The sequence below is a fragment of the Pseudoneobacillus rhizolycopersici genome (assembly GCF_054786815.1).
Genome location: NZ_JBTOOE010000012.1, coordinates 40,855 through 63,926 on the forward strand (window position 1 = coordinate 40,855; position 23,072 = coordinate 63,926).

Annotated in this window: 13 protein-coding genes; 11 read left to right on the top strand and 2 right to left on the bottom strand. The window is 38.8% G+C overall.

Going from position 1 to position 23,072, the window contains the following annotated elements:
- Positions 1-752 precede the first annotated feature (752 nt).
- From ACX9YW_RS13505 to ACX9YW_RS13555, 11 genes are all read left to right on the top strand, one after another.
- The gene (locus tag ACX9YW_RS13505; RefSeq protein ID WP_460347198.1) at positions 753-3,710 is read left to right on the top strand and encodes a PD-(D/E)XK nuclease family protein; all 2,958 of its coding nucleotides are present in this window, start codon (positions 753-755) and stop codon (positions 3,708-3,710) included.
- The gene (locus ACX9YW_RS13510) at positions 3,703-6,903 is read left to right on the top strand and encodes a UvrD-helicase domain-containing protein (protein ID WP_460347200.1); all 3,201 of its coding nucleotides are present in this window, start codon (positions 3,703-3,705) and stop codon (positions 6,901-6,903) included. Before ACX9YW_RS13505 ends, ACX9YW_RS13510 begins: the two co-directional genes overlap by 8 nt.
- A 355-nt stretch (positions 6,904-7,258) precedes the next feature.
- Positions 7,259-7,666 (top strand): GIY-YIG nuclease family protein, encoded by a 408-nt coding sequence (locus ACX9YW_RS13515; protein WP_460347202.1) that lies wholly within the window; start codon positions 7,259-7,261, stop codon positions 7,664-7,666.
- On the top strand, positions 7,567-8,145 hold the full coding sequence (locus ACX9YW_RS13520; RefSeq protein ID WP_460347204.1) for a DUF4357 domain-containing protein: 579 nt from the start codon (positions 7,567-7,569) through the stop codon (positions 8,143-8,145). The genes ACX9YW_RS13515 and ACX9YW_RS13520 overlap by 100 nt, the downstream gene beginning before the upstream one ends.
- A gap of 231 nt (positions 8,146-8,376) precedes the next feature.
- Complete coding sequence (locus ACX9YW_RS13525) at positions 8,377-12,729, top strand: PDDEXK-like endonuclease domain-containing protein (protein WP_460347206.1); 4,353 nt, start codon at positions 8,377-8,379, stop codon at positions 12,727-12,729.
- A gap of 156 nt (positions 12,730-12,885) precedes the next feature.
- Positions 12,886-13,878, top strand: coding sequence for a TM2 domain-containing protein (locus tag ACX9YW_RS13530; RefSeq protein WP_460347208.1), 993 nt, complete (start codon positions 12,886-12,888; stop codon positions 13,876-13,878).
- Positions 13,879-14,224: 346 nt separating this feature from the next.
- On the top strand, positions 14,225-16,147 hold the full coding sequence (locus ACX9YW_RS13535) for an McrB family protein (protein WP_460347210.1): 1,923 nt from the start codon (positions 14,225-14,227) through the stop codon (positions 16,145-16,147).
- Entirely contained in the window at positions 16,125-17,720 is a 1,596-nt protein-coding gene (locus tag ACX9YW_RS13540) for a DUF2357 domain-containing protein (protein ID WP_460347211.1), read from the top strand. Before ACX9YW_RS13535 ends, ACX9YW_RS13540 begins: the two co-directional genes overlap by 23 nt.
- Before the next feature lie 103 nt (positions 17,721-17,823).
- The gene (gene pdxR, locus ACX9YW_RS13545; RefSeq protein WP_460347213.1) at positions 17,824-19,239 is read left to right on the top strand and encodes a MocR-like pyridoxine biosynthesis transcription factor PdxR; all 1,416 of its coding nucleotides are present in this window, start codon (positions 17,824-17,826) and stop codon (positions 19,237-19,239) included.
- Positions 19,240-19,367: 128 nt separating this feature from the next.
- Complete coding sequence (locus tag ACX9YW_RS13550; RefSeq protein ID WP_460347215.1) at positions 19,368-20,414, top strand: M42 family metallopeptidase; 1,047 nt, start codon at positions 19,368-19,370, stop codon at positions 20,412-20,414.
- Positions 20,415-20,471: 57 nt separating this feature from the next.
- Complete coding sequence (locus ACX9YW_RS13555; protein WP_460347217.1) at positions 20,472-21,584, top strand: aminopeptidase; 1,113 nt, start codon at positions 20,472-20,474, stop codon at positions 21,582-21,584.
- A gap of 362 nt (positions 21,585-21,946) precedes the next feature.
- Here the strand turns inward: ACX9YW_RS13555 and ACX9YW_RS13560 are convergent, their stop codons facing one another.
- Positions 21,947-22,738 carry an endonuclease NucS domain-containing protein gene (locus tag ACX9YW_RS13560; RefSeq protein ID WP_460347219.1) on the bottom strand — a complete coding sequence of 264 codons (792 nt, stop codon included), beginning with the start codon at positions 22,736-22,738 and terminating at the stop codon, positions 21,947-21,949.
- A 27-nt stretch (positions 22,739-22,765) separates the two neighbouring features.
- Entirely contained in the window at positions 22,766-22,975 is a 210-nt protein-coding gene (locus tag ACX9YW_RS13565) for a hypothetical protein (RefSeq protein WP_460347221.1), read from the bottom strand.
- Positions 22,976-23,072 lie beyond the last annotated feature (97 nt).

A 23,072-nucleotide genomic window follows, 5' to 3' on the forward strand; every position in this document is an offset into this window, starting at 1 on the left:
TTGCCTGTTATTAACCACTCTTCACTTTTTATGTACCTATTCTTTGTATTCGCCCTCTTGGCTTGGTTATGTAGGATTTTACTTATCTATATCGTGGATTTATTCTAACGGCTACTTAATTATGTTTTAGCCTTTTTAACCACTCTTCACTTTTATGTACCTACTCTATTATTCGCACTCTTGGCTATTAGTTTTATTAGGATTTTTATCTTTTTCTATTAGTGGATTTTCTTTTGACGGCTTCATAATAGTTTTTTTAAAAGAACTAAGCAGACCCTAATCTTCCACACCGTAATTAAATTATATTACACTCAAAATTCTCATGTCTACTAAAAAGTTCCATCATAACCGAAAAAGATCCCCCCAGGAACTTAGGGACAGGTTCTCTGTCCCTAATCCATTTAGTTGATGTTGACAGGATACCTTCTTCACTGAAAACAGCATCTGAATAATCCGATGCTGTTTTTATACGATGGTCCAAGGGGACAGTCGTACGGCCAAGGGACATCCTCCCAGGGACAGACCTGTCACACCAGTTCCATATAAAATACTCTCCAACTAGGAGTACCAAATACTCTTTCAACTAAATGATGATAGCAGAAGTTATACTTCACCAAAGTTGGTGATAGAACTTCTGCTTTTTATTATATAAAAAATGACTCGATTTTTGTAAATAATGGTAATATTAAATAGAGTTTTAAATCTGATTTCCCCTTCCATCAGCCAATTTTACATATAAAAGGAGGCCAACCATGCAATCACTAATAAGTGAACTAAATCAAATTTGTACCAAGTTCCCCTTCCAAGAAAAAGTCGTCATTGTTGATTCTCACTCCATCGGTGAACAAATCATCGAAGCATATACAAAGGCAGGCCATCGTGCGATTAATCTTAAATATCGCACGGTTTTGGACCTAGCTCAAAATGTAATTGAGCTTTCATCCTCACAGCCAATGGATTTATTAGACCACACAGTTGGCGTGCATTTTACCTTCAGTCTTTTAAAGAATTTGAAGGAAAAGGGAGCTCTCCGTTATTTTAACAATATGGAAATCACTCCCTCCTTTAGCCATGCGATTTATAGCATGATTCAAACCTTGCGACTTGCAGATTATACGAAGGACAGTTTGAATAAAGCAATGTTTATTACAGCGGCGAAAGTAGCTGATATTGCTGAAATTCTTACCGAGTACGAAGAAATTCTTCAGGCACATTCTTTTGTGGACAGGGCCGCTCTTTTAACCAAAGCCACTGAAAATGTAGAAATGGATTCATCTAAAGTGTGGATTCTACAGTCTCATTTACAACTCACCCATTTAGAGGAGAAATTTCTTCATAAAATCCTCCCAGAGTCTGTCGTGAAGCTGCCATTAGCACCTGTCTTTGGAATGAAACCTCCGGAAGGGACGAGCTTAAGCTCTATTCGAATGGGGGAGCCTACACCGCTCAGCTATCTTTACCAGCAGGAGGATGCTAGCGTACAGCCTAACCTACATATCTTTACGGCTAAGACGGAGGAATTAGAGGTCAAACAAATTTTAGAAAAAATCAAGAAGGAACGAACACCTCTCGACAACTGTGTTGTCTATTACACGAGTTCAGAATCCTATAGCACCATTTTTTATCAGCTTTCGCAAAAGCTAGCTATTCCTGTGACCTTCGGTGATGGGTTGTCGATTGGGTTCAGTCGTCCTGGTAAATTGTTATCGGGAATGATTAGTTGGATTCAATCCAATTACAGTGTTCAAACCTTTATTCAGCTGTTAAATGAGGGGGTATTGGAGTTTGGGGAGGGAGCACCTTCGAAAGCTAGGATTTCTAAAGTGCTTCGTGACCTGCAAATTGGTTGGTCACCCGAACGATACATTAGCTTCTTGAATTCAGAATTAGAACGCCTGAACGAACGAGAAACAGACCCACCTTCCTATGAAACTCTTATCCGTGAAATAGCTTGGTTACGCGAATGGTTTGCTACTATTTTTAAAAAGCTACCATTATTAGAGTCTTCCATGAACTTTCAAGCTTTGCTTAAGGGGATGGAGTTTCTATTAAAAAATCATGCTAAAACAAGTTCTGCCTTAGACGAAATCGCTAAGTTCACCTTACTAGAGGAAATCGGAAAAATACTTCCGTACGCGGATGAAACGCTTTCGAGCTATGAGGTATTTGAAAAGGTGACTGACTTGTTGCTGTCTTTGAAAGTGAATGCTTCACGTCCGAAGCCAGGTCATTTACATATTGCTTCTTATAAGAGTGGGGCGTACAACAATCGATCACATCTGTTTGTGGTCGGCTTGGATAATAAAAAGTTTCCTGGTAACTCAGGTGAAGACCCATTACTGCTCGATACTGAGAGAGCTCAACTATATCATGGCCTTCCTTTGATGGGTGAGAAAGGTCAGGAAAATCTTTACGCCTTGCTACAGGTATTGGCTGGTTCGACTGGTCCAGTAACGGTGAGTTATTGTCATTTTGATATCAATGGCAATCGTGTTATGAATCCGGCTTTTGTTGTTTTACAATGCTACCGAATGATGACCGGTAACAAGGAAGCAGAGTTTAACGACTTAAAGTCTCTTGATTCCACTCTAGTAGCCACGGATATTTTAGAAGAGAAGGATTTCTGGTGTGATCAGCTTACCAATGAGGATGCAACCACTATTACTGGAAGTGTTTTCGAGCATTTCGCAAATATCCGGCATGGGTTAACAGCGGAGAGGGCTCGAACGGAGGAAAGTTTTTCAGAGTACGATGGCAAAGTGACTATTGATGCTGCCCTATTTGATCCGTGTCTCAATCAAGAGAAGACGATGAGTTCTAGCAAGCTGGAAACATTGGCGAAGTGTCCGTATTCTTACTTTTTAAAGGAAGTGTTACGACTGAAGCCTGTGGAGGATGTTTCCTTTGATGCGAATCGTTGGCTTGATGCCGCAACAAGAGGAAGCCTGCTACATCGTATCTTTGAACAGTTTTATAAACAACTACAGCAAGACAAGGCGAAACCGGTCTATGCCATTCATGTGGATAAGCTCTTAGCTTTGGCCTCTCAGCTTATTGAGGAGCAGAAGGAACTGATTCCACCTCCTAATGAAAGAGTCTACCTGCGAGAGTTAACGGATATGTTGGAGTGTTGTAAAATCTTTCTACAAGAAGAAGAGCAACATTCCAAATATTATGACCCGTTGCATTTTGAATATTTGTTTGGTAGGGACGGAGTGGAACCAGCGGTGATTACTCTCTCATTAGGAAAAATGAAGGTTTCTGGTATCGTAGACCGGATAGACCGAGCAACGAACGGGTCTTACCATATTATTGATTATAAAACAGGAAGCACCTATGGTTATGACAAAAAAGGTGCTTTTAAGGGTGGTCGTCAGCTGCAGCATATGATTTATGCGTTAGCGATTGAACAGCATTTGAATCTCGAGGAAGGTGCGGTTCAAGAGAGCTCCTATTATTTTCCGACCGTCAAAGGAATGGCCGATCGCTATAATCGCAGGCAAGACCAAACGCTTCGAACGAATGGTATGGAAATTTTGGAGAAGTTAATTGACATCATCCGCCATGGTCATTTCGAAATGACGGATGATGAAAATGATTGTAAATATTGTGATTACCAGTTGGTTTGCCGACGTCATTTCTACGACGAAGATACACTTGAAGCGAAGCAATCAAATCAGAAACTAAAGGGGGTGCGAATTTATGACTAAAACAGTGATTGATCAAGCGGCACGCGATAAAATAAAACACGAGTTGAATACGAATTTTCTTGTTGAAGCGGGAGCGGGTTCAGGAAAGACAACGAGCCTTGTTGACCGAATGGTGAATCTTATTTATACAGGAACCGCCAAAATAGAGGAAATCGTTGCCATAACATTTACCCGTAAGGCAGCGGATGAGTTGAAGGTCCGGTTTCAAGCTAAGCTTGAGGATGCCTGGAAAAAGGAACAAGACCCTGATATACAATTTCGTTTAGGAATGGCGATGCAAAATATCGAACGCTGCTTTTTAGGAACAGTTCATGCTTTTTGTGCCAAACTGCTTCGGGAGCGCCCAATTGAAGCAGGTTTGGATTTAAACTTCAAAGAGCTTGAAGATGCAGACGATGTCGATGTTTTAGAGGAAGCGTGGCAACTTTACTTAACTGACATGATGGAGAATGCACCGGCAAAGATAAAAGAACTAGAGGAGCTAGGAATCTCAGTAGATCAGCTTTTTCCATGGTTAAAAGACCTGAAGGAATATTCAGATGTGGAATGGGTGACGGAAGAGCTTCCAAAGCCGGACCTAACTGCAGACTATCAATCTTTCAACAATTTGATAAAAGAAGCGAAGAAATGCATTCCTGAAGAAGAGCCAGATAGGGGATATGATGTCTTACAGGCTGCCGTCTTAACGGCTTTAAAAAAGGATAGATTTTTGGATTACTCTCATGAGAAAAACATCTTAACCATTTTCGAGCTTTTTAACAAAAACCTTTCTGTTGTGCAAAATAGATGGAGTACAAACGAGGATGCCAAGTTTTACCGAGATAAAGTGTCCGACCATTTCGATGTAAAAATCAAACCTCTGATTCAAGCATGGAAGGAGTATGCTCATTTTAGAATCGTTGGCTTCATAAAAGATGCTCTGCAAGGGTATGAACAGCTTAAAAAGGAACGTTCGCTATTAAACTTTCAGGATTTAATGATTTATACTTCAAAGCTATTAAAAGACAATGCCGAGGTTCGTGCTTATTTTCAGGCAAAATATCATTATCTACTAGTTGATGAATTTCAGGACACAGACCCGATTCAGGCAGAGATTATGTTTTATTTAGCAGCGGAGGATATCCATGAAACGAACTGGACAAGCTGTAAGCCGCGCAAGGGTTCCTTGTTTGTCGTCGGTGATCCCAAGCAGGCCATCTATCGTTTTCGTCGTGCTGATATTGATACGTACAATAGGGTAAAACAATTAATTGAAGAACATAATGGAGAAGTTCTTCAGTTAACGATGAATTTCAGATCCCTTGATTCGGTAACGAGTGAGTTAAACAGCGTATTTGTGAAGCATTTACCTGAAGTAGAATCGAATTATCAAGCTGCTTATCGACCGTTAATTTCCTATCATGAGGATCAGCGAAACGGCTTTTCAGGCATCAAACGATTATCCGTACCAGCCTCTTTTACGAAAAAGGATGAAGTGGTTCTTCAGGATGCTGAGAATATTGCCGTTACGATTAAAAGCCTCATCAAACAAGGCTATAAGGCCAAGGATTTTATGGTACTTACACGATATAACGACGGGGTTGCCTCCTACTCGAATATGATTGAATCAATGGGAATAACGGTGAGCGTAAGCGGTGAGGTCATCCTTGGTGAGACGAGAGAATTCCAAGATTTATGGATCCTATTAAAATCCTTCGTGGACCCAACCGATGAAGTAGGCTTTGTCTCTGTTTTACGCGGGATATTCTTTGGATTTAGTGATGAAGAACTGTATCAATGGAAGCTGGCTGGAGGCAGATTCTCGATCTATTCCGATGTACCTGGAGAGCTGTCTTTTGAAATAAAGTCTAAATTTGAGTTAGCGTTAAATAAATTGCAGCTTTGTCAAAAGCTAATTCGCAACCTAACACCTACATCTGCCATAGAGAGAATTTTAGAGGAAATTGGATTTTATCCTTTACTCCTACATAATGGCCGAAAAAAACGTACCTTTAAGAGTTTGCTCCAGATTGTGGAAAGGCTAAGAAAGCTAGAGGCTGAAGGAAGTACAACCTATAAACAAGCGATTGACACGTTAACGACATTCATTTTTGAAAAAACAGAAGTGGCTAACCTTGAGGAAGAGGCGGATGCAGTCCGAATCATGAATGTTCATAAAGCAAAGGGGTTAGAGGCTAAGTTTGTATTTCTTGCTCATCCGGCTAAAACGGTTAATCCTGAATCATACTTAAGTAAGCATATAAAACGCGAGGACGAATCCTCTAAAGGGTATTTTATGTTTCAAGTAAAAAGTGGATACCAGAGCAAAGAAATTGCCATTCCATTAGAATGGGAAGAACATAAGGCCGAAGAATTAAAGTATTTAATGGAAGAAGAGTTGCGCATTATCTATGTTGCTGCTACTCGCGCGGAACAAGCCCTCATCATTAGTTCGAATGGTAACAACAAAAAGAATCCATGGAATCTTCTTTTTGAAATGGAACATATGGAGGAGTTGGAAATACCAGAGTTAGAGGCTGATAGCAGAGAACGTTCTGTGCATGAGGTAACCTTAGCGGAATTCCAAGCGAAAACAGTAAGCAAGAATCTTTGGCTCGAATTTAGTAAAGAAAAAACCTATGAACATTGGAGCCCTACAAAGGATAAGGAGGGCATTGATTTTACCATCGAACGTGAGTCTGGTGGCGGTAAGGAATGGGGAACTTTGGTACATGATGTCATGGAAAAAGCTGTTCAAGGCCATGATTTATCTAATTATGTGAAACTAGCATTACATAAGTATCATCTCCCTGTGGAGAGAGAGGAGGAGGTTTGGGCGTACCTCCAACAGGTGAAGGAATCTTCCCTTTGGAAGGAGCTTTTCATTGCAGAACAAGTGTTAACCGAGGTTCCGTTTTCGCTAAAGGTTGAGAAGAGCGACCGACTTTATGGCTTCATTAGTAAGGACCCAGAAGGGAAGCAGCCATACTTGGTAAAGGGTATCATTGATTTAATTTATAAAAAAGATGGCGCTTGGACAATTGTTGACTATAAAACAGACCGGGCTAAGCATGAGGAAGATTATGAGAAGTTAGTAGACTATTATCGTGACCAGTTAACCTTTTATAAGGCTGCTTGGGAAGAAATGACTGGGGAAAAAGTAGAGACGGTATATCTTTACTTTTTGGAAGTTGATAAATGGATTGCTTGCTAGGGTTGTGGTCCAAGGGGACAGGTCGTGCGTTCCAGAATCGCGTGTCAGGTACCTCCCGTGGACAAATTGGCTGTATTTGTTCGCGTGGAGAGGACAGTTGCTGGGACGTAAGGACAGGACCGTCCCAGTCCAATGCTAATAAAGAATAACCTAATGCAGCTGGGACATGGAACCTACGTCCCATCTGATGATCTGGAGTGGTTGCATGAACATCAAGGATATTTTTTCTCTAAGTGGCCTAAAATAAGCTTACATAATAGCGGGAATTGATGGTTTGGACAATAAGGTATCCTCCGTGAACGTCTTAAAGGCGAGTTCGATATCTAGGGTGCGAAAGAATAAAGGGGACTGGGTTGTGGCTGCAAGAGGAAAAAGCATAAATCTATATCTTATGGATGGCGAAGCAAGCGGGCGTATTAAATGTTCTTTAGCAAACTGGACAGGTGTTGCGTACAAAATTCCACGGACGGAATTGGAAAAGTGTAAAGAGCGAAACGATTTGAAACAAAGCGGTGTCTATTTCCTATTCGGCATCTCTGATACTACCGGTGAAAATATGGTATATATCGGACAGGCAGGTGCAAGGAAAAATGGCGAAGGTATTTTGAATCGCTTACAGGAGCATAAACGCAATATAGATAAAATTACTGGACAGAGGCGATTGTGTTCACCACCTCAAATAATTCCTTTGGCCCAACGGAAATTAGCTACCGTGAAAATCGCTTTTGTAATCTTGCAATTAACGCCAAAAGATATGTTATAAAGAATGGCAACGACCCTTCGCAAGGTCATATCACAGAAGAAAAAGAAAGTGAATTAGAAGAATTCATAGACTATGCCAAGATTATTATGGCTACGTTGGGTCATAAAATTTTTATTCCGGTCGATACGGTATCAACTATTAGTATAAATGACAACAGTATTAATGAAACTGAGCCAGTTCTGTATCTGAAAACTACGAAGGTAAAAGCAACTGGACGTCGTACCAGTGATGGGTTTGTGGTTTTCAAAAACAGTGAAGTGTCTCCCAATCCTACTAAAAGCTGTCCAGATACTATTCATCATCTGCGTGAGCAAAATGCTGAACGGATCAACGCAGACTATTTATTGACTGAAGATACCCTTTTTAGTAGCCCGTCGGCCGCTGCTGGCTTTGTAACATATGCAAGTGCCAATGGATTGATTATGTGGGCCGCCAAAGATGGAAAGACTTTGCGCGAGTTAGAAAGTGAAGATAAATAAAATGCTGTAAGTGAGTTTCCGCTACCAATAAAGAAATTTGTGTATTGCGAGTCAGGTACCTTCGGTGAAGGAAAACCAAATCATAGAGATTATTAGCACCCCATAAAAGGGTGCTTTTTGTATGAAATAAAATCCCCCGTCCATAATTGTCATATAGCTTATATTAGAGAGAATATAATTTATGGTAAAATATGACTAACAACAATGACGGAATCGAGGTGAATGGAAAGGATGGCTCATCCAGACTATTCAAAGGTTATTCAAATATTTGAATACCTATTAGCTGTGAAAAACTTGAAAGAAAAAATTACGAGAAGTGTTAGTGAGTATGACCGTGTGTGGTGGCAAGAAGACATCCCTAATTTAGAAGGATGTCATCTAGGTGGAAACGGTCAAGATGACGAGGCTTGGTTAGAGGTACATAAGCAAATCATTCCATCTGTACCTGCATTACCAAGAATATTAACTAGTTGGGTAAACAAATGGGACTCACCGGATAAAGAGCCAGTTTATGCCGCTAGACAATTAAGAGGAATTGATCCGGAAACGAAGGAAGAAATATATGAATTATTTTCGGATGATCAAGAAAGAGAGCATACATATAAGGAATGGTTAACAGGGAAGTGGAGACCATGGGCTGCAGAAATCTTACCAAAATTAAAAATTCAAAAGCTTTATGACGAGTTTTTTGCCCTCCATCAACAGATGCAAAGAGAAGGTGATATTCTTGAGATTGGTTGGGGACATGGACTCCTATCGTGGAATGTAGATGGGGAAACAATCCAAAGACATCTACTAGTAACAAAAATGGAACTACAATTTAATGCCAGAAAAGGGATTTTTACTCTCATTCCTACAAGTAAAGGAACCCTACTAGAAACAGATATGTTGACAAATATCAGCATTCCGAACGCAGTGCGACTTCATGAAATGGAATTACAGCTTGCTGAAACGGAGTTTTCAACTTGGGAAAAGAGCACTGTTACACCCATTTTTAAAGAAATTGCTCATACAATCAGTTCCTATGGGGAATATCTGGATTCAGATGATAGGTTAACGAAAATAAAGGCAACTCCGGTTGTAACTTTTTCTCCGGCCATTTTTTTAAGAAAAAGTGGTGGACGTATTTGGCAAAAGGAGCTTTCCACGGCGATACAAAAAATTAGAGAGGGGTTTCCAGTTCCTTCATCAATTATTAGTCTGACAACAACAGATGAAAATGTAATCAATTCAGCAAAGAATTCTACTCTTGCTGAGTGGGGGAAAGTTGCAGAGGAACTTCTTTTTCCATTACCTGCAAATGCTGAGCAGAAGCTGATTGCAAATAAATTGGCTTTTAATGATGGGGTCATTGTTCAGGGACCTCCAGGGACAGGAAAAAGTCATACGATTGCCAATTTAATTTGTCATTTATTAGCTCATGGGAAGCGAGTGCTGGTTACTAGTGAAAAGGAAAGAGCTCTTCAAGTATTACGAGATAAAATACCTGAAGATGTAAGAGCCCTATGTGTAAGTGTACTTGGAGGAGATTCGAAATCGGTTAAAGAAATTGAAGAATCGATTAGAGTCATTGCGGAAAATCTAGATAACAAGCAAACTGAGGTACTTGCTAAGAACATTGAGAGATTGACAACGGAATTAGATTATACAAAGCGGATGATTGCAAAATACAATAAAAGGATTAATGAAGCCGCGGAAGAGGAAAATGAGGAAAAAACTTTTGCTGGGCAGAGACTTACGCCATTAGAGGCAACCAAGTGGCTAAGAGCTAATGAATTGTATTCTTGGTTACCTGACCAATTAGATATTTCCGTAACTTATCCTTTTACGGCAGATGAAAGCAGGTTATTCTTTCAATTATTAGGGAGCATCCTAACCCAAGATCAGCTTGCCCTATCGTTGTATCGTCCTAAATCGGAGGAAATTCCATCTCCTTCTGTTTTTGAGCAACATGTAAAAAATATTATCGAAATTGAGCGAAATATCGAGCAGACGAAAGTGGACTTAAAAGGTTGGAACATCCCGGAAAGACTTTCATTCTCACTTGATGAATTTATCAGTTTTGTCAAAGATACATATGAAAAATTAGAGCAATTGATTCAAGAAGGCTGGCTCAAACTCATATTAGAGGAAGCATTGGCGTTTCCAAATAAGCATCAGGAATGGCAAGCATTTTTTAACGAAATTGAGGAAAGAGTTGGGCGAATCAATCAACTTTCCAATCAATTAATTGAGGATGAGATTGATATTCCAGTGGACCAAAATCTTACTTTGTTAAAAGAGGATCTATTACCATTGAAACAAAGGTTTGCAGAAAGCAAAGGGAACAGCTGGTTTTTCAAAACGTTTACAGGGAGAAAGTACAATTATATTTTTGAAAAAGTTAGAATAAACTCGTTGCCGATTCGAAGTGTTGAGGATATTAACAAAATCCTTCAATACATAGAGCAAGCTGAATTAAGAAAAAAATTAGTATTAAAATGGAATCGCAGTTTGGAAGAAATACGTGGACCCCAATTGGAAGCGTCTCAAGCGCGTTTAACGGCGGTAGTAATGGAATATTTACAATCTCTGCAAAACGTTTTACTTTGGGAGCAACGGGTGGTAGTACCGATGAAACCGAAAATACAGGCATTAGGGGTTTCTGGAGAGGTGGATTGGGACAGTTTAGAATGGTTTACAAAAGTGAAAGCAGGTCTATTGGCCTTACAACGTAAAATAAAGTGGAAAAAGACACAAATCTTCTTTGCTGATACATTTGACCAATTTCAAAAATATTATGCCCATCCCAATGGGCATGTTGCTATCGAAGAGCTTTTAAAGGCGTGTAAGACAAGGGATACACAAAGTTGGAAGCAACATTATCAGGAGCTTGTAAGACTTGAAGGTATCCAAGAAACGTATAATCAATTTCTTTCGCTAAAACAAGAGTTACAAGTGGTTGCTCCAAAGTGGGTTCAGAACCTATTGCTTACTGGTGGCACTGGTAAGCCATTATTTCCTCCAGCAGATATTCATGAAGCATGGATGTATAGCCAGGTGAATAAGTGGATTACCGAGCTCCAAGCTAAACCAAAAATTGAGGAACTAGAGCAAGAACTGCAGCGAGAGAGCCGTAAGGAATCCCAATTAATTCAAGAACTTGCTGCCGAATCTACTTGGAAAGCACAAATAGAACGTACGACCAGAGAGCAAAAGCGGAGTTTACTGGCTTGGTTAAATGCCATCAAACGAATCGGAAAAGGGACTGGAAAGTATGCTAATGTGTATCGGAAAGAAGCGAGTAAGGAAATGAAAACGGCTCGAGGTGCTATTCCGGTTTGGATCATGCCGATCCATCGAGTGATTGAAAATATTGAGTTAACAAATGAATTATTTGATGTTGTCATTGTTGATGAAAGCAGTCAAAGCACCCTGTTTTCCTTAAGCGCATTATTAAGAGGAAAGAAAACTGTAATTGTTGGAGATGACAATCAAATCAGTCCAGAAACGGTTGGTTCGGATATAAGTGAGGTCCATGACCTGATTGAAAGACATCTTTACAACATTCCTAATAAGCTGCAGTTTGAGTTGAAAACTAGCCTATATGACACAGCAAGCCGAATTTTTGATAGCAAGATTATCCTTAAAGAACATTTCCGTTGTGTACCCGAAATCATTCAATTTAGTAATGATCTCATGTATAACGGCATGATTGATCCGCTTCGTTTGCCATTAGGAAGTGAAGTATTAGAACCACCTGTAAAAGCGGTTAGAGTGGAAGAGGGTTATCGTAAGGAAAATACAAGAAAGGCTCTGAATGAACCAGAAGCGGAAGCAATCGTCCAACAAATATATGAATGTTGTTTCGATAGCAAATATAATGGTAAGTCGTTTGGTGTCATTTCTCTACAAGGTTCGGATCAAGCAAAACTAATTGAAAATCTTCTTCGAGATAAGATTGGTGAGGAAGAATACCTAAATCGAAATATCATTTGTGGGGATTCCTATTCCTTCCAAGGAGATGAAAGGGATGTCATCTTCCTGTCGATGGTCGCTGCAAAATCAGAAAGCTCTAGAATAGGGCCACTTACCAAACGTACAGACTCCCAGCGTTTTAACGTTGCCGCAAGCCGGGCTCGTGATCAAATGTTCTTGTTCCATTCAGTGGATTTGAAGGATTTAAACCCTGAGGATATGCGTTATCGTTTACTTCAATACTTCCATGACCCACATAGAGTTCAAAAAGAGGTAGACGAAGTAAAGAGTGAATTTGATTCACAATTTGAGGAAGATGTGTTCAGGATCATTTCCGCCCGTGGATATAGAGTTATTCCACAAGTCAAAGTTGGCACACTTGGTAAGAGAATCGATTTAGTCATTGAAGGAATGAGAAGCCGGCTAGCCATTGAATGTGACGGAGATCAGTGGCACGGAGTCGACAAATGGGAAGAAGATATCGAGCGCCAACGAATCTTAGAGCGCGTTGGATGGACCTTTTGGCGTGTAAGAGGAAGTCAGTTCTATTGGGATCGTGAAAAAGCGATGGAATCTTTGTGGGTGAAGTTGGAGGAGATGGGGATAACCCCGAGGCAGATGGTTTAAATAATGCATAGAAAAGAAAGTGGGTTTTTTGTAATCCTGCAAAGAAGTAAAAGGCGACACAAACTAATCCTGTGTCGTCTTTACTATTCTTATTACAGTCTGGTTCTCAGAAGAAATGCATATTTAGGTGTCATGTTATTTTTTAGGAGGATACTGATGTATGAAATAAAAAGTAAAACTGTTGCCTATTTACTATGGTTATTCCTAGGGATATTTGGGGTTCATCGATTTTACACTAGAAATTATCTTATTGGAATTTTAATGTTACTTACTTTAGGTGGAGGTGGGGTATGGTGGTTTATAGACCTATTTTTTATTGGAAAAAGAATTAATAAAATAAATGGGGTAGTTCATAATCGTACCTTAGAACCGCTAGATATAAAGAGTAGTAATTTTTACCCTTCAACTCAATTGTCAAATGAAAATAATTCGAGATTCTTAATTGATTTTGTTAGTTTTAGAGCGGAACAATCTACACTTAAGAAAGTTTATGTTGAATTTGTTGATGATTATCAAAAGATTTACATTGATAGTAAAGAACACTATTTTGATGCTTACTATGTTGAAAATGAAGGGTTAAGTAGTGACCGGAAATACTATCGTATAGCAACACCAGAATATAAATTTTGGGTTAATCCCAAAGACCTTAAGGGTTTTATGAAGCTTGCAAAAATCAGGCAGTTGGATTTAATTGATTCCAGAATAGATCGCCACAAGAGTATTCTAAAGCAAATTGATGTTCCTTTTGAATTCGATGAAATTGACCAAGACATCTACCACTGTTTTATAAATAATAAATCTGGTATGACAGAAGAAGTTGGTACTCATCAGCAACTTATCAAAACGGAGGAAAAGATTAAAGAAATTTGTGAAGTAAACGGTGGAAGATATTTTAAGTCTAAAGCAAAGTCAGCTAAATTTGCCATTATTTTTAGTCCCTATAGTCGTACCTATTCGAATTATAAAAGTCTTAAAGATAAAGGGTACAAAGTCACAACCTTTGAAAAAGCAATAAAATATTTCAAGTTAACTGAAATGTGGGATTGCGACAAACTATCTAAACTTGCTAAAGAAAACTTAGATTATAATATTAATCATTCAAAAAAAGCTTTAGAAAAATTAATTCAAAAAAGAAATAGCATAGATTAAGTGCTGACATTGTATTTATAGGTATTTCAACTATAATCAGTAATTTATGGCCGGGTACTTCGTGTGACGAGGGCACTGAAAGAGTCCTTTTTATAAACTGGGAAAGAACCTTGAACTCAATCAATTTGGAGATAAGGGTGCTTTTTTGTCGAATATTTAAAATATGGTTGTTAACCATGATTCCAAACCAACAATCTAGCAGAGTGATATTCGCGTCCCAAGGGAAATTAGACATGACCCATTAATTCCTCAAGGAACAATTTGTTAGAAAAAATTAGTATAATAGGGCAAAGTAGGTAAATAAAAATTATACTCCATAATTCAAGTACAACAGAAGGTGACAAAAATGGCTATACCTCACACAACTAGAGAAAAGATAGTGAGAGCATTCAATCAATTCGATCAATACGACCGCTACACAAATAAATGGACTGGTTGGGAGCAAAAGAAGAACCATAAATTTGCTATATCCTATGAAGGACAACTTTACCCTGTTAAAGCAATTATCCGCTATGCAACAGATGGGTTTGGAAGCTTCGGGGGAGGAAATGAGGCTAATAAATACATAAGGGAAAGGGGGTTCACGATTGTGGCGCTTCATGAAACTGAGGAAGAAGAAGCGGAATTAGTCGAAGATGAATGGACACTAGAGGACAATGAGTTAGAAGATAAGTTCCAAGAGTTTCTTGCCAATCCTATGAATCAACTAATTCTTGCTGTAAGACATTATCGTGCTGCAGAGCTTAGAGAATTATTATCTGACCTAATGGAAATTGACCTAGCTACTTTTAATAGGGAAGTCTGGAATCTTGGATATATTCTTTTAAGTGGCGAGAAGATTAATTTTAATAAAATTGAAGAACAAAGTCAGTCAACAATCAATGCGATACATAATTTGGTCGGGAGTAATAAGCTTGAATACGTAGGTAATTCCATCTGGGGAACGGCTAGCCGTATTTTTGGCAGTAGTCTTCCTACTGCAACAGAAGAGGAAAAAACGGACTATATACGCTCTGCTCTGGAAATATTGAATGATACCGAACTGGAGCCAATTGATAAGGTTAAAGCCATGTGTAAAATCAAAGGGTTTGGTTTCAATATCGCTACTGGTCTTGCAATGGTTTATCATCCGAATGATTTTGCTCTTTTTAACAGTGAATCCAAGCAGGCCATCTCCTCGCTAGGTTATCAATTTGCTAATCTCGATGAATTTATGAGCTGTATTGCTGAAGTGAAGGACATGGTAAAGGCAGAGAATTACATCGAGTTAGATGCTTTTCTGTATTATTTAAACCGTCAAACTCCAGTTCCTAAACCCGAATCTAAAAAAGGATATGTCGAACCGCATTGGGCTGATATATTTGCACGGATTCAGTCAAAGGGTATGAAGGTATCGGAAAGAATGCTGCAACGCTACCATCTATCTCTCAAAACGAGGGGATTTGTTGTGTTATCGGGAATTAGTGGGACAGGTAAGACATGGTTAACGGAGAACTACGCGAATGCCGTTGAGGCACAGTATTTACTTGTCCCGGTTGCGCCAAACTGGATGACGAATGAGGATTTGTTAGGTTACTATAATCCGGTTGAAGGTGCATACAAGCATACAGAAGTAAGCGAATTTATCGCAGAAGCTGAAAAGGCTTATATTGAATCCATCGCCTCTGGTGTGAAGCCCGAGCCATTCCACTTAGTTTTGGATGAAATGAATTTAGCTCGAGTGGAATATTACTTCTCCAAATTCTTATCGTTAATGGAAACACGCGCTCGTGGTGAATTAGCCTATTTAGAATTAGCGCCGGACCATTCTATGTTATTACCGCCAAATTTAGTTGTCATCGGTACGGTTAATATAGATGAAACGACTCACGGTTTTGCTGACAAGGTATATGACCGAGCTCAACTGATTGAAATGACAGTGGAGGCTGCTGATATTTATGAGCATATTGGCAATGTTCCTTATCGAGCAATTTTAATGGATTTATGGCGTAAGCTATGTTATATTGCTCCATTTTCCTATCGAGTCATTGACGAAATTAAAAGCTACGTTTCGTTATCTAGCGGGGTCGGGTTAACCTGGGAAGAAGCATTAGACGATCAGATTGTCCAAAAAATTTTACCAAAGATAAAAGGTACTTCTCAGGAAACGGGAGTCGTGTTGGAAGAATTATTGGATATTGTGGCAGTGGAGCGGTTCCCGATAAGTCACGAAAAGATAACCAAAATGAACAAAGGGTATAAGGCTTATGGAATTACATCCTATTTCTAAATTCTCTTTTCTTGATAAAAATGGTGCCATTATCAAGCAACCAATCGAATGGGAACCTACATTAGTGCAAATCAATGTGGATCCCATTGGATGGGAGGACCTCCTAGTAACGTTTCAGAATCAACCTCTTGAGCCTTATTTAAAAAAGCTGGCCGGTAAAGTGGCGATTATCGTTGATTTACCAAGACTGAATACGGGAATCTATCAATTACAGACTGGTTATCGTGGGGAAACAGAAGATTGTACGTTTACCGTTTTTCCTAGAAAAATATCAGAGCCGGCCTATTATCAGTTAATAGAGGACCTTAACCAAAACTTGCCCCTGGATATAGTGATAAGTCTTGATCGCATGTCCGGCTTTGGTGCGGTTAGGGTGGCTCAAAAGCATCAAGCAAGGACATTGGCACAAGAGCTAGAACGATTTAAGCGAGCATTAGAGGGCACAAAAGATAGACTTGGATTATTAGAAGTTGTTAGGCTGTTACAAAAGAATCACCATCAAGTTCTAAGCCAACGGCATGAATGGACACCGAGGGAGCGAGTGAGAAGACCTCATCCAGCCAAACTCCATTATGCCTTTACAAGGCCTAGAAATCTCGAAGGTCATAAACCTATCGAAGTAATCGATACTAAAATGGTCCACACCGTGGATACGTATGAGAACAGGTTAGTCAAGCTGTTTGTTCACCAAGTGGAGACGGGATTGAAAGCGGCAATTACTAAATTAAAGGTTTTGAGGAAAGACGAGAGTGTCAGGTTGGCACAAGACTTGGTTGCTTCGCTTCAGAAAGTGCTTAGAAAGGCGACTTTTTTAAAAAATGTGACGTTGCCACAACATTTTATTGCCAAGAGCACGATGGTATTGCTAAAGGTTCCTGCCTACCGTGCTGCCTTGGAGGGATATTTAGAACTACAACGTACACCCATCATTGAGGCAAATATTCCGGCAATGGATGCTCCATTAGAAAACTTACCCTTCCTCTATCAGTTTTGGGCTACATTGAAGGTGTATATGTCTTTATTGAGGGTTGGAAGCGAATTGGGGTATTTGGTGAAGCAACAGAAGCTAGTTTCGCAGAGTCGAAATCATTTTGGCTTACAGGTTTTTAAAAATGGTGAGGCTGCTTTGATTCTTGAAAACCCTCACACTCATACTCGGATCACATTTTATCCAGAAAAAGCATATAGTCGTTACTCGGCGGATATTAAAAGTGTCAGTTTTCAACAAATACCTGACATCTCGATTGAGGTGGAATCTGCTTCGGAGAGAAAAGTGATCATCTTTGACCCTAAATACAAGTTAGATAGTGAGGAATGGAATAACGAGGAAAACGAAGTAGCTAAGGGAAAACCGAAAAAGGTGGACATTGATAAGATGCATGCTTATCGGGATTCTATTAGAGATCGTGATGGGCAGTTAGTTGTTATGTATGCTTCTATATTGTATCCGGGTAAAACTATTCATTATTTTGATGGGCTTGGGGCAATAAAGGCTTATCCTGGGGATGATGATTTTCAGGGTGAGGTTGAGAGGGTTTTGTGGGAGTGTCTGGCAACAAAAATTAATGGATAGCTGGCCAAAAATTATACCAGGTGTTCTAAACACCTGGTTATTATTTGAAAAAGAAGCCGGGACAATGAACATGACCCCACGTCCCAATGGAAGGAGGAAGATGATGTCAAAACTCTCAATGCTGACTCCTAATCTTCAGAAGAACGCGAAGGAGCCTCTGTATCGTCAATTGTATCTTTATATAAAGGAGGAGATTGAAAGAGGATCTTTGCCCAATGGAATGGGGTTGCCCTCGATTAGGTCCCTAGCTGATTACCTAAGTGTAAGTCGGAATACAGTGGACTTAGCCTACCAGGAGCTTTTAGGAGAAGGGTATATTTACTCCGTTAAGGGGAGCGGATTTTATGTAAATGGTACACAGGACCAAGTGGAGCATGATACACATCGTAATAAGCAGAATACAAATCCTCCAACCAGTAAAAACACTTATGATTTTATTCACTTCCCTATTGATTATCAGCATTTTCCATATCAGGTATGGGACAATATCTCTAGGTTGGTTCCATTTCATAAGAGTATCGGGTCCCATTTTCAAACAGATTCACAAGGGGATATCGAATTAAGAAAAGAAGTTGCCAACTATCTTTTCTTAGCAAGAGGAATTAAGTGTTCACCTGAACAAATTGTGATTGGGGCAAACTTCACACAGTTGTTACAAACCATTCTATTAATCATTAAAAAAGAGGCTAATCCCATTGTTTACTTTGAAGACCCCAGCTATGATAAGGCGCGTAAACTATTTATTCACCATGACTATCAGCTGCACCCGTTACCAATAGAGTTTGATGGCATCGATTTGAAGGAGCTAACCAAGCACCGGCGTGGACAATTTTTATATACGGCCCCATCTCATCAAGTTCCCTTAGGGGTAGAAATGTCATTGGAAAAAAGAACCACTCTATTACAGTGGGCTGCAGAAAACAATATTTATATTTTGGAAGATGATTATTATAGTGTCTATAAATATAAGGGCCAGACCTTACCATCCCTTCAGAGCCTTGATACGAACGAGAAAGTCATCTACTTTAGCGGCTTCGATAAGTTACTCTGTCCTGAAATTTTATGCAGTTTTATGGTATTGCCACCACAGCTATTAGAGAAATATAAAAGCACAATTTGGACGTTTTCAACTCCTTTACTTCCTTCGCACCTTCAAAAGCAATTATCCATCTTTCTGACTGAAGGATATTTTTATAAGCATTTAAAGAAAATGAAAAGATTATATGCACAGAAAACACAATTTATCGTTGAATTAATTGAAAAACATCTAGCCGCTCATATTCGAATAGCCAATCAGAATTCAGGGACCCATTTAATCATAGAATTCAAGAATAGAGCTATCGAGGACGAAGAGGAAATAACGAATTTTCTTTTCCAATCTGGCATTCTGATGAAATCAACCAAACAATTCTGGTATCAATATCAACCGAAGCATCCACAGTTTATCCTTCATTATGGTGGCTTACAAAAAAAGTATATGGAAGAAGCGATTCTTCAACTGAAAAAAGAGTTTGGGTGACCAAATTCTTTTTTTATTACCTAAAAGGGGACACTTTTTAGGGGTTTTCATAAAAAACTGTAACTTACTGAATGTTCCGATAACGCTTAAGATAAAAGAAGATAAACATTGAAAGGGGAAATCCATGAATGATGAAAATAGATGATACGGTGCAATTGCTAAAAGAATTAGTCCAAATCCCAAGCCCGGCAGGAAATACATATGAGGTGATGAACTATATTGAAAAATATTTATTGAAATTCAATGTGGAGTCAACTAGAACACGTAAGGGAGGGCTTATCGTCACGATTCCTGGGGAGGACGTTGATCACCATCGCTTAGTCACGGCCCACGTGGACACATTAGGAGCGATAGTAAAAGAAATTAAGCCGAGTGGAAGACTGAAACTGGATAGGATTGGTGGATTTTCTTTTAACTCAGTGGAAGGGGAGTATTGCCAGATTCAAACAAGGAGCGGGAAAATCTATACGGGGACCATTCTGATGCACCAAACCTCCCTTCATGTGTACCGAGATATGGAAGGTAAACTCGAAAGAAACCAAGTTAACATGGAAATCCGTCTGGATGAAGATGTTTATAATCCCGAAGAGGTACGCCAACTTGGAATCGAAGTAGGAGACTTTATCTCTTTTGATCCAAGGTTTCATGTCAATCCCTCGGGCTATATTAAATCACGACATTTGGATGATAAAGCTGCCGTAGCTGTGCTTCTTGAGTTAATCAAACAAGTAAAACAGGAAAATCTCATTCTACCATATACCACTCATTTTCTCATTTCCAATGCCGAAGAAATCTACTATGGTGGGAATTCGAATATTAGTCCAGAAACGGTTGAGTACCTTGCCTTAGATTTAGGGGTAACGGGAGATGGACAAACATCAGATGAGAAGTCTGTTTCAATTTGTGCAAAAGACATGTCCGGTCCTTATCATTACCAGCTAAGAAATCATTTAATTCAGTTAGCAGAGGAAAATGGTATCAGTTATAAAGTGGATATATATCCTAACTATGGTTCAGATGCAGCGGCAGCGATTCGTTCCGGATATGATATTGTCCACGGCTTAATCGGTCCGGGAGTTGATGCCTCTCATGCTTACGAACGCACGCATATTTCGGCCATCGAAAACACTGCTAAATTGCTCTATCACTACATTCAGTCAAACATGGTTTTATAAATGGTGGTAGAGGGAGATGAGTTCTCTTTTTCTAAATAGTACAAATTGGAGGTTACCATGAGTGCAAAAACAATAGAACTAGCCCATGGAATCGTGCGATATTCCATCAACCTACAAGTAGGGGATAAAGTATTGATCGAAGCATTTGATGTGGATAATTATGAACTGATTTCTTCTCTAATATCGGAAATCCAGAAAGCGGGTGGATATCCAATCTTGACGATACGAGATAATCAGTTGATGAGAGATCTAATCATCAATGCTTCGAAAGAACAAATCGAATTATGGGCAGACGTCGATCAATTCCAAATGGAAGCCATCGATGCCTATATTGGAATTCGAGGAAGTTACAATATTTATGATTGGTCGGATATTCCCGATGAGAAATTGTCCATGTTCAATCAAATCTACCAAAAAGGAGTTCATTTTAATCATCGTATTAAAAAGAAATGGGTGGTTCTGCGCTACCCTAACCCATCCGTTGCTCAATTAGCCAATATGAGTACGCGAGCCTTTGAGAAGTTTTTCTATGAAGTATGTACGGTTGATTATCAAAAAATGAGCACAGCCATGGAACCATTAATTTATTTAATGAATCAAACCGATGTCGTTACCATAAAAGGGCAAGGCACGGATTTGCAGTTTTCGATTCAAGGAGAGAATGCCTTCAAATGCGCCGGTACTCACAACATACCCGATGGAGAAGTATATACAGCACCTGTAAAAAATTCAGTAAAAGGAATCATCACGTTTAATACCCCTTCCCCATATAACGGCTTTGTCTTTGAAAATGTGAAACTTACATTTAAAGATGGAAAAATAGTAGAGGCAAGTGCCAATGATAGCAAACGATTAGAAAAAATATTGGATACTGACGAAGGTTCTCGATATTTAGGTGAATTTGCCCTAGGAGTAAATCCATATATATTAAATCCAATGAAAGATATTCTCTTTGACGAAAAAATCAATGGGTCCCTTCACCTCGCACTCGGTAATTGCATTGCTGACTGCTCAAATGGAAACCACTCTGCTATCCATTGGGATATGGTACTAATCCAAAGACCTGATTTCGGGGGAGGAGAAATATGGTTTGACAATCAACTTATCAGAAAGGACGGTAGATTTGTAGTACCTAATTTGGAGGGACTTAATCCGGAAAATTTGATCTAACATCCAAAAGCTTGCCCTCACACTCGTTAAGAAGTTAACGTTTGTGAGGGCTATTTTTAATTCTACAGTCTCGTCAAAAACTCCTATAATCACTAAGATATCCCGAAATTGTAGACTGAAATCTCCCATTGGACCATCCTACGTATAAAGGTACCTGGTACCTATCTACGTATTCGCGGAGGCAATGCTGAATTTTGGAAGGTGATATTTTCTGCTTCGGTATGTAATGTAACGGAGACAATTGATAATTTCTTTTTTTGGCTAATGAAAGCACATCTAAAAAAATTAGCTCTCTTGAAAAAGAAGGGCTTATTTCTGTACTTGGTTAAACCGTGTATAAACTTCTGTATAAGTAACAGTTCTTAATAATTCTCTATAGATTTCAAATAGGCTTCATCAATAAGCTGTTTGATATACTCTAAATTCTTAATGTCCATTAATTTAATGTCTATTTGATTTTGTTCTTTATCCCTTTCATTAGGGTGTTTGTCCTTATAACAATAAATCTCTGGGATACTTGATTTGAAATTATTGTAAACCTCATCTCTTTTACCGTTTGGGAAATGAAACAATATGCGATTTCCTATAGTTGAAATGGATAAAAATTTCTCATTTGAGTTGACGATTTGAAACATTATGCCATCTGAGATATTACATAAAATTGGCATATCATTTTTATGTAATTGAGATGAAACATATTCGAAAATTTCAGATCCGATTCTTTGTTGCTGGTTCAATTTTTTTAAAACATTTTCTTTTATTTTGTATTTAGAACCGCCCTTTAGAACTTCTATAATTGTTTCAGATTGTACTATAATACTATCCTTATGAATCGACATAAACTCGATATTAAGATTGTTAAGTTGCTGTTTATATGTTTTATCTATAGGATGGTTAGCTACTAGCATGAATCTTGCTTTTGGATTTAAAACCATTGTCCTATATTCTTGAATTTGCTGAATAGCTTTTTCATCTATATCCTCTTTTACTTCCACATATAACTCACTGTCACGCTTGTCCTTAAATAAGATATCACATCTTTTCTTGGTTGAACCAATAACCGTTTCCCTTTCAACTAACTTTAATCCATCTTCAATTACATCATGGCGGACTATTAGTTTATTCTGTAAAACTATTTCTTTGTTAACTCTCAATTGGTTTCACCCCATTTGGAAGATAATTTATAGCATATTAAAGTGTAAAAGGGCTTCTTTAATATCTTTTTGTTTTTCTATTGGACAAGGGTGAGTCCGTGAATTAATTGAGTGCCTGTTGTTAGCAACTTTAGGTTTTAGACCACTGATTTCCTTCATATGGGCAATCCAACATGTTTTAGGTGTGTATCCATATAGGTTTTTAACATATTCTTGAATCTCTTTGTAGGTAGCCATTGCCATCTCTCCTTAGTCTTAATATTACCTAATACTATTATAATCCTTTCTAGTATTTGGAATAATAGTATTATCCTAGAAAAAACCATAAGATAAA

What these genes read in the sequence shown, in the direction of transcription:
- ACX9YW_RS13505 (WP_460347198.1), top strand. Translation starts at nt 753, where the DNA reads ATGCAATCACTAATAAGTGAACTAAATCAAATTTGTACCAAGTTCCCC.
- ACX9YW_RS13565 (WP_460347221.1), bottom strand. Translation starts at nt 22,975, where the DNA reads ATGGCTACCTACAAAGAGATTCAAGAATATGTTAAAAACCTATATGGA.
- ACX9YW_RS13550 (WP_460347215.1), top strand. Translation starts at nt 19,368, where the DNA reads ATGATGAAAATAGATGATACGGTGCAATTGCTAAAAGAATTAGTCCAA.
- ACX9YW_RS13530 (WP_460347208.1), top strand. Translation starts at nt 12,886, where the DNA reads ATGTATGAAATAAAAAGTAAAACTGTTGCCTATTTACTATGGTTATTC.
- ACX9YW_RS13535 (WP_460347210.1), top strand. Translation starts at nt 14,225, where the DNA reads ATGGCTATACCTCACACAACTAGAGAAAAGATAGTGAGAGCATTCAAT.
- ACX9YW_RS13555 (WP_460347217.1), top strand. Translation starts at nt 20,472, where the DNA reads ATGAGTGCAAAAACAATAGAACTAGCCCATGGAATCGTGCGATATTCC.
- ACX9YW_RS13525 (WP_460347206.1), top strand. Translation starts at nt 8,377, where the DNA reads ATGGCTCATCCAGACTATTCAAAGGTTATTCAAATATTTGAATACCTA.
- ACX9YW_RS13540 (WP_460347211.1), top strand. Translation starts at nt 16,125, where the DNA reads ATGGAATTACATCCTATTTCTAAATTCTCTTTTCTTGATAAAAATGGT.
- pdxR (WP_460347213.1), top strand. Translation starts at nt 17,824, where the DNA reads ATGTCAAAACTCTCAATGCTGACTCCTAATCTTCAGAAGAACGCGAAG.
- ACX9YW_RS13510 (WP_460347200.1), top strand. Translation starts at nt 3,703, where the DNA reads ATGACTAAAACAGTGATTGATCAAGCGGCACGCGATAAAATAAAACAC.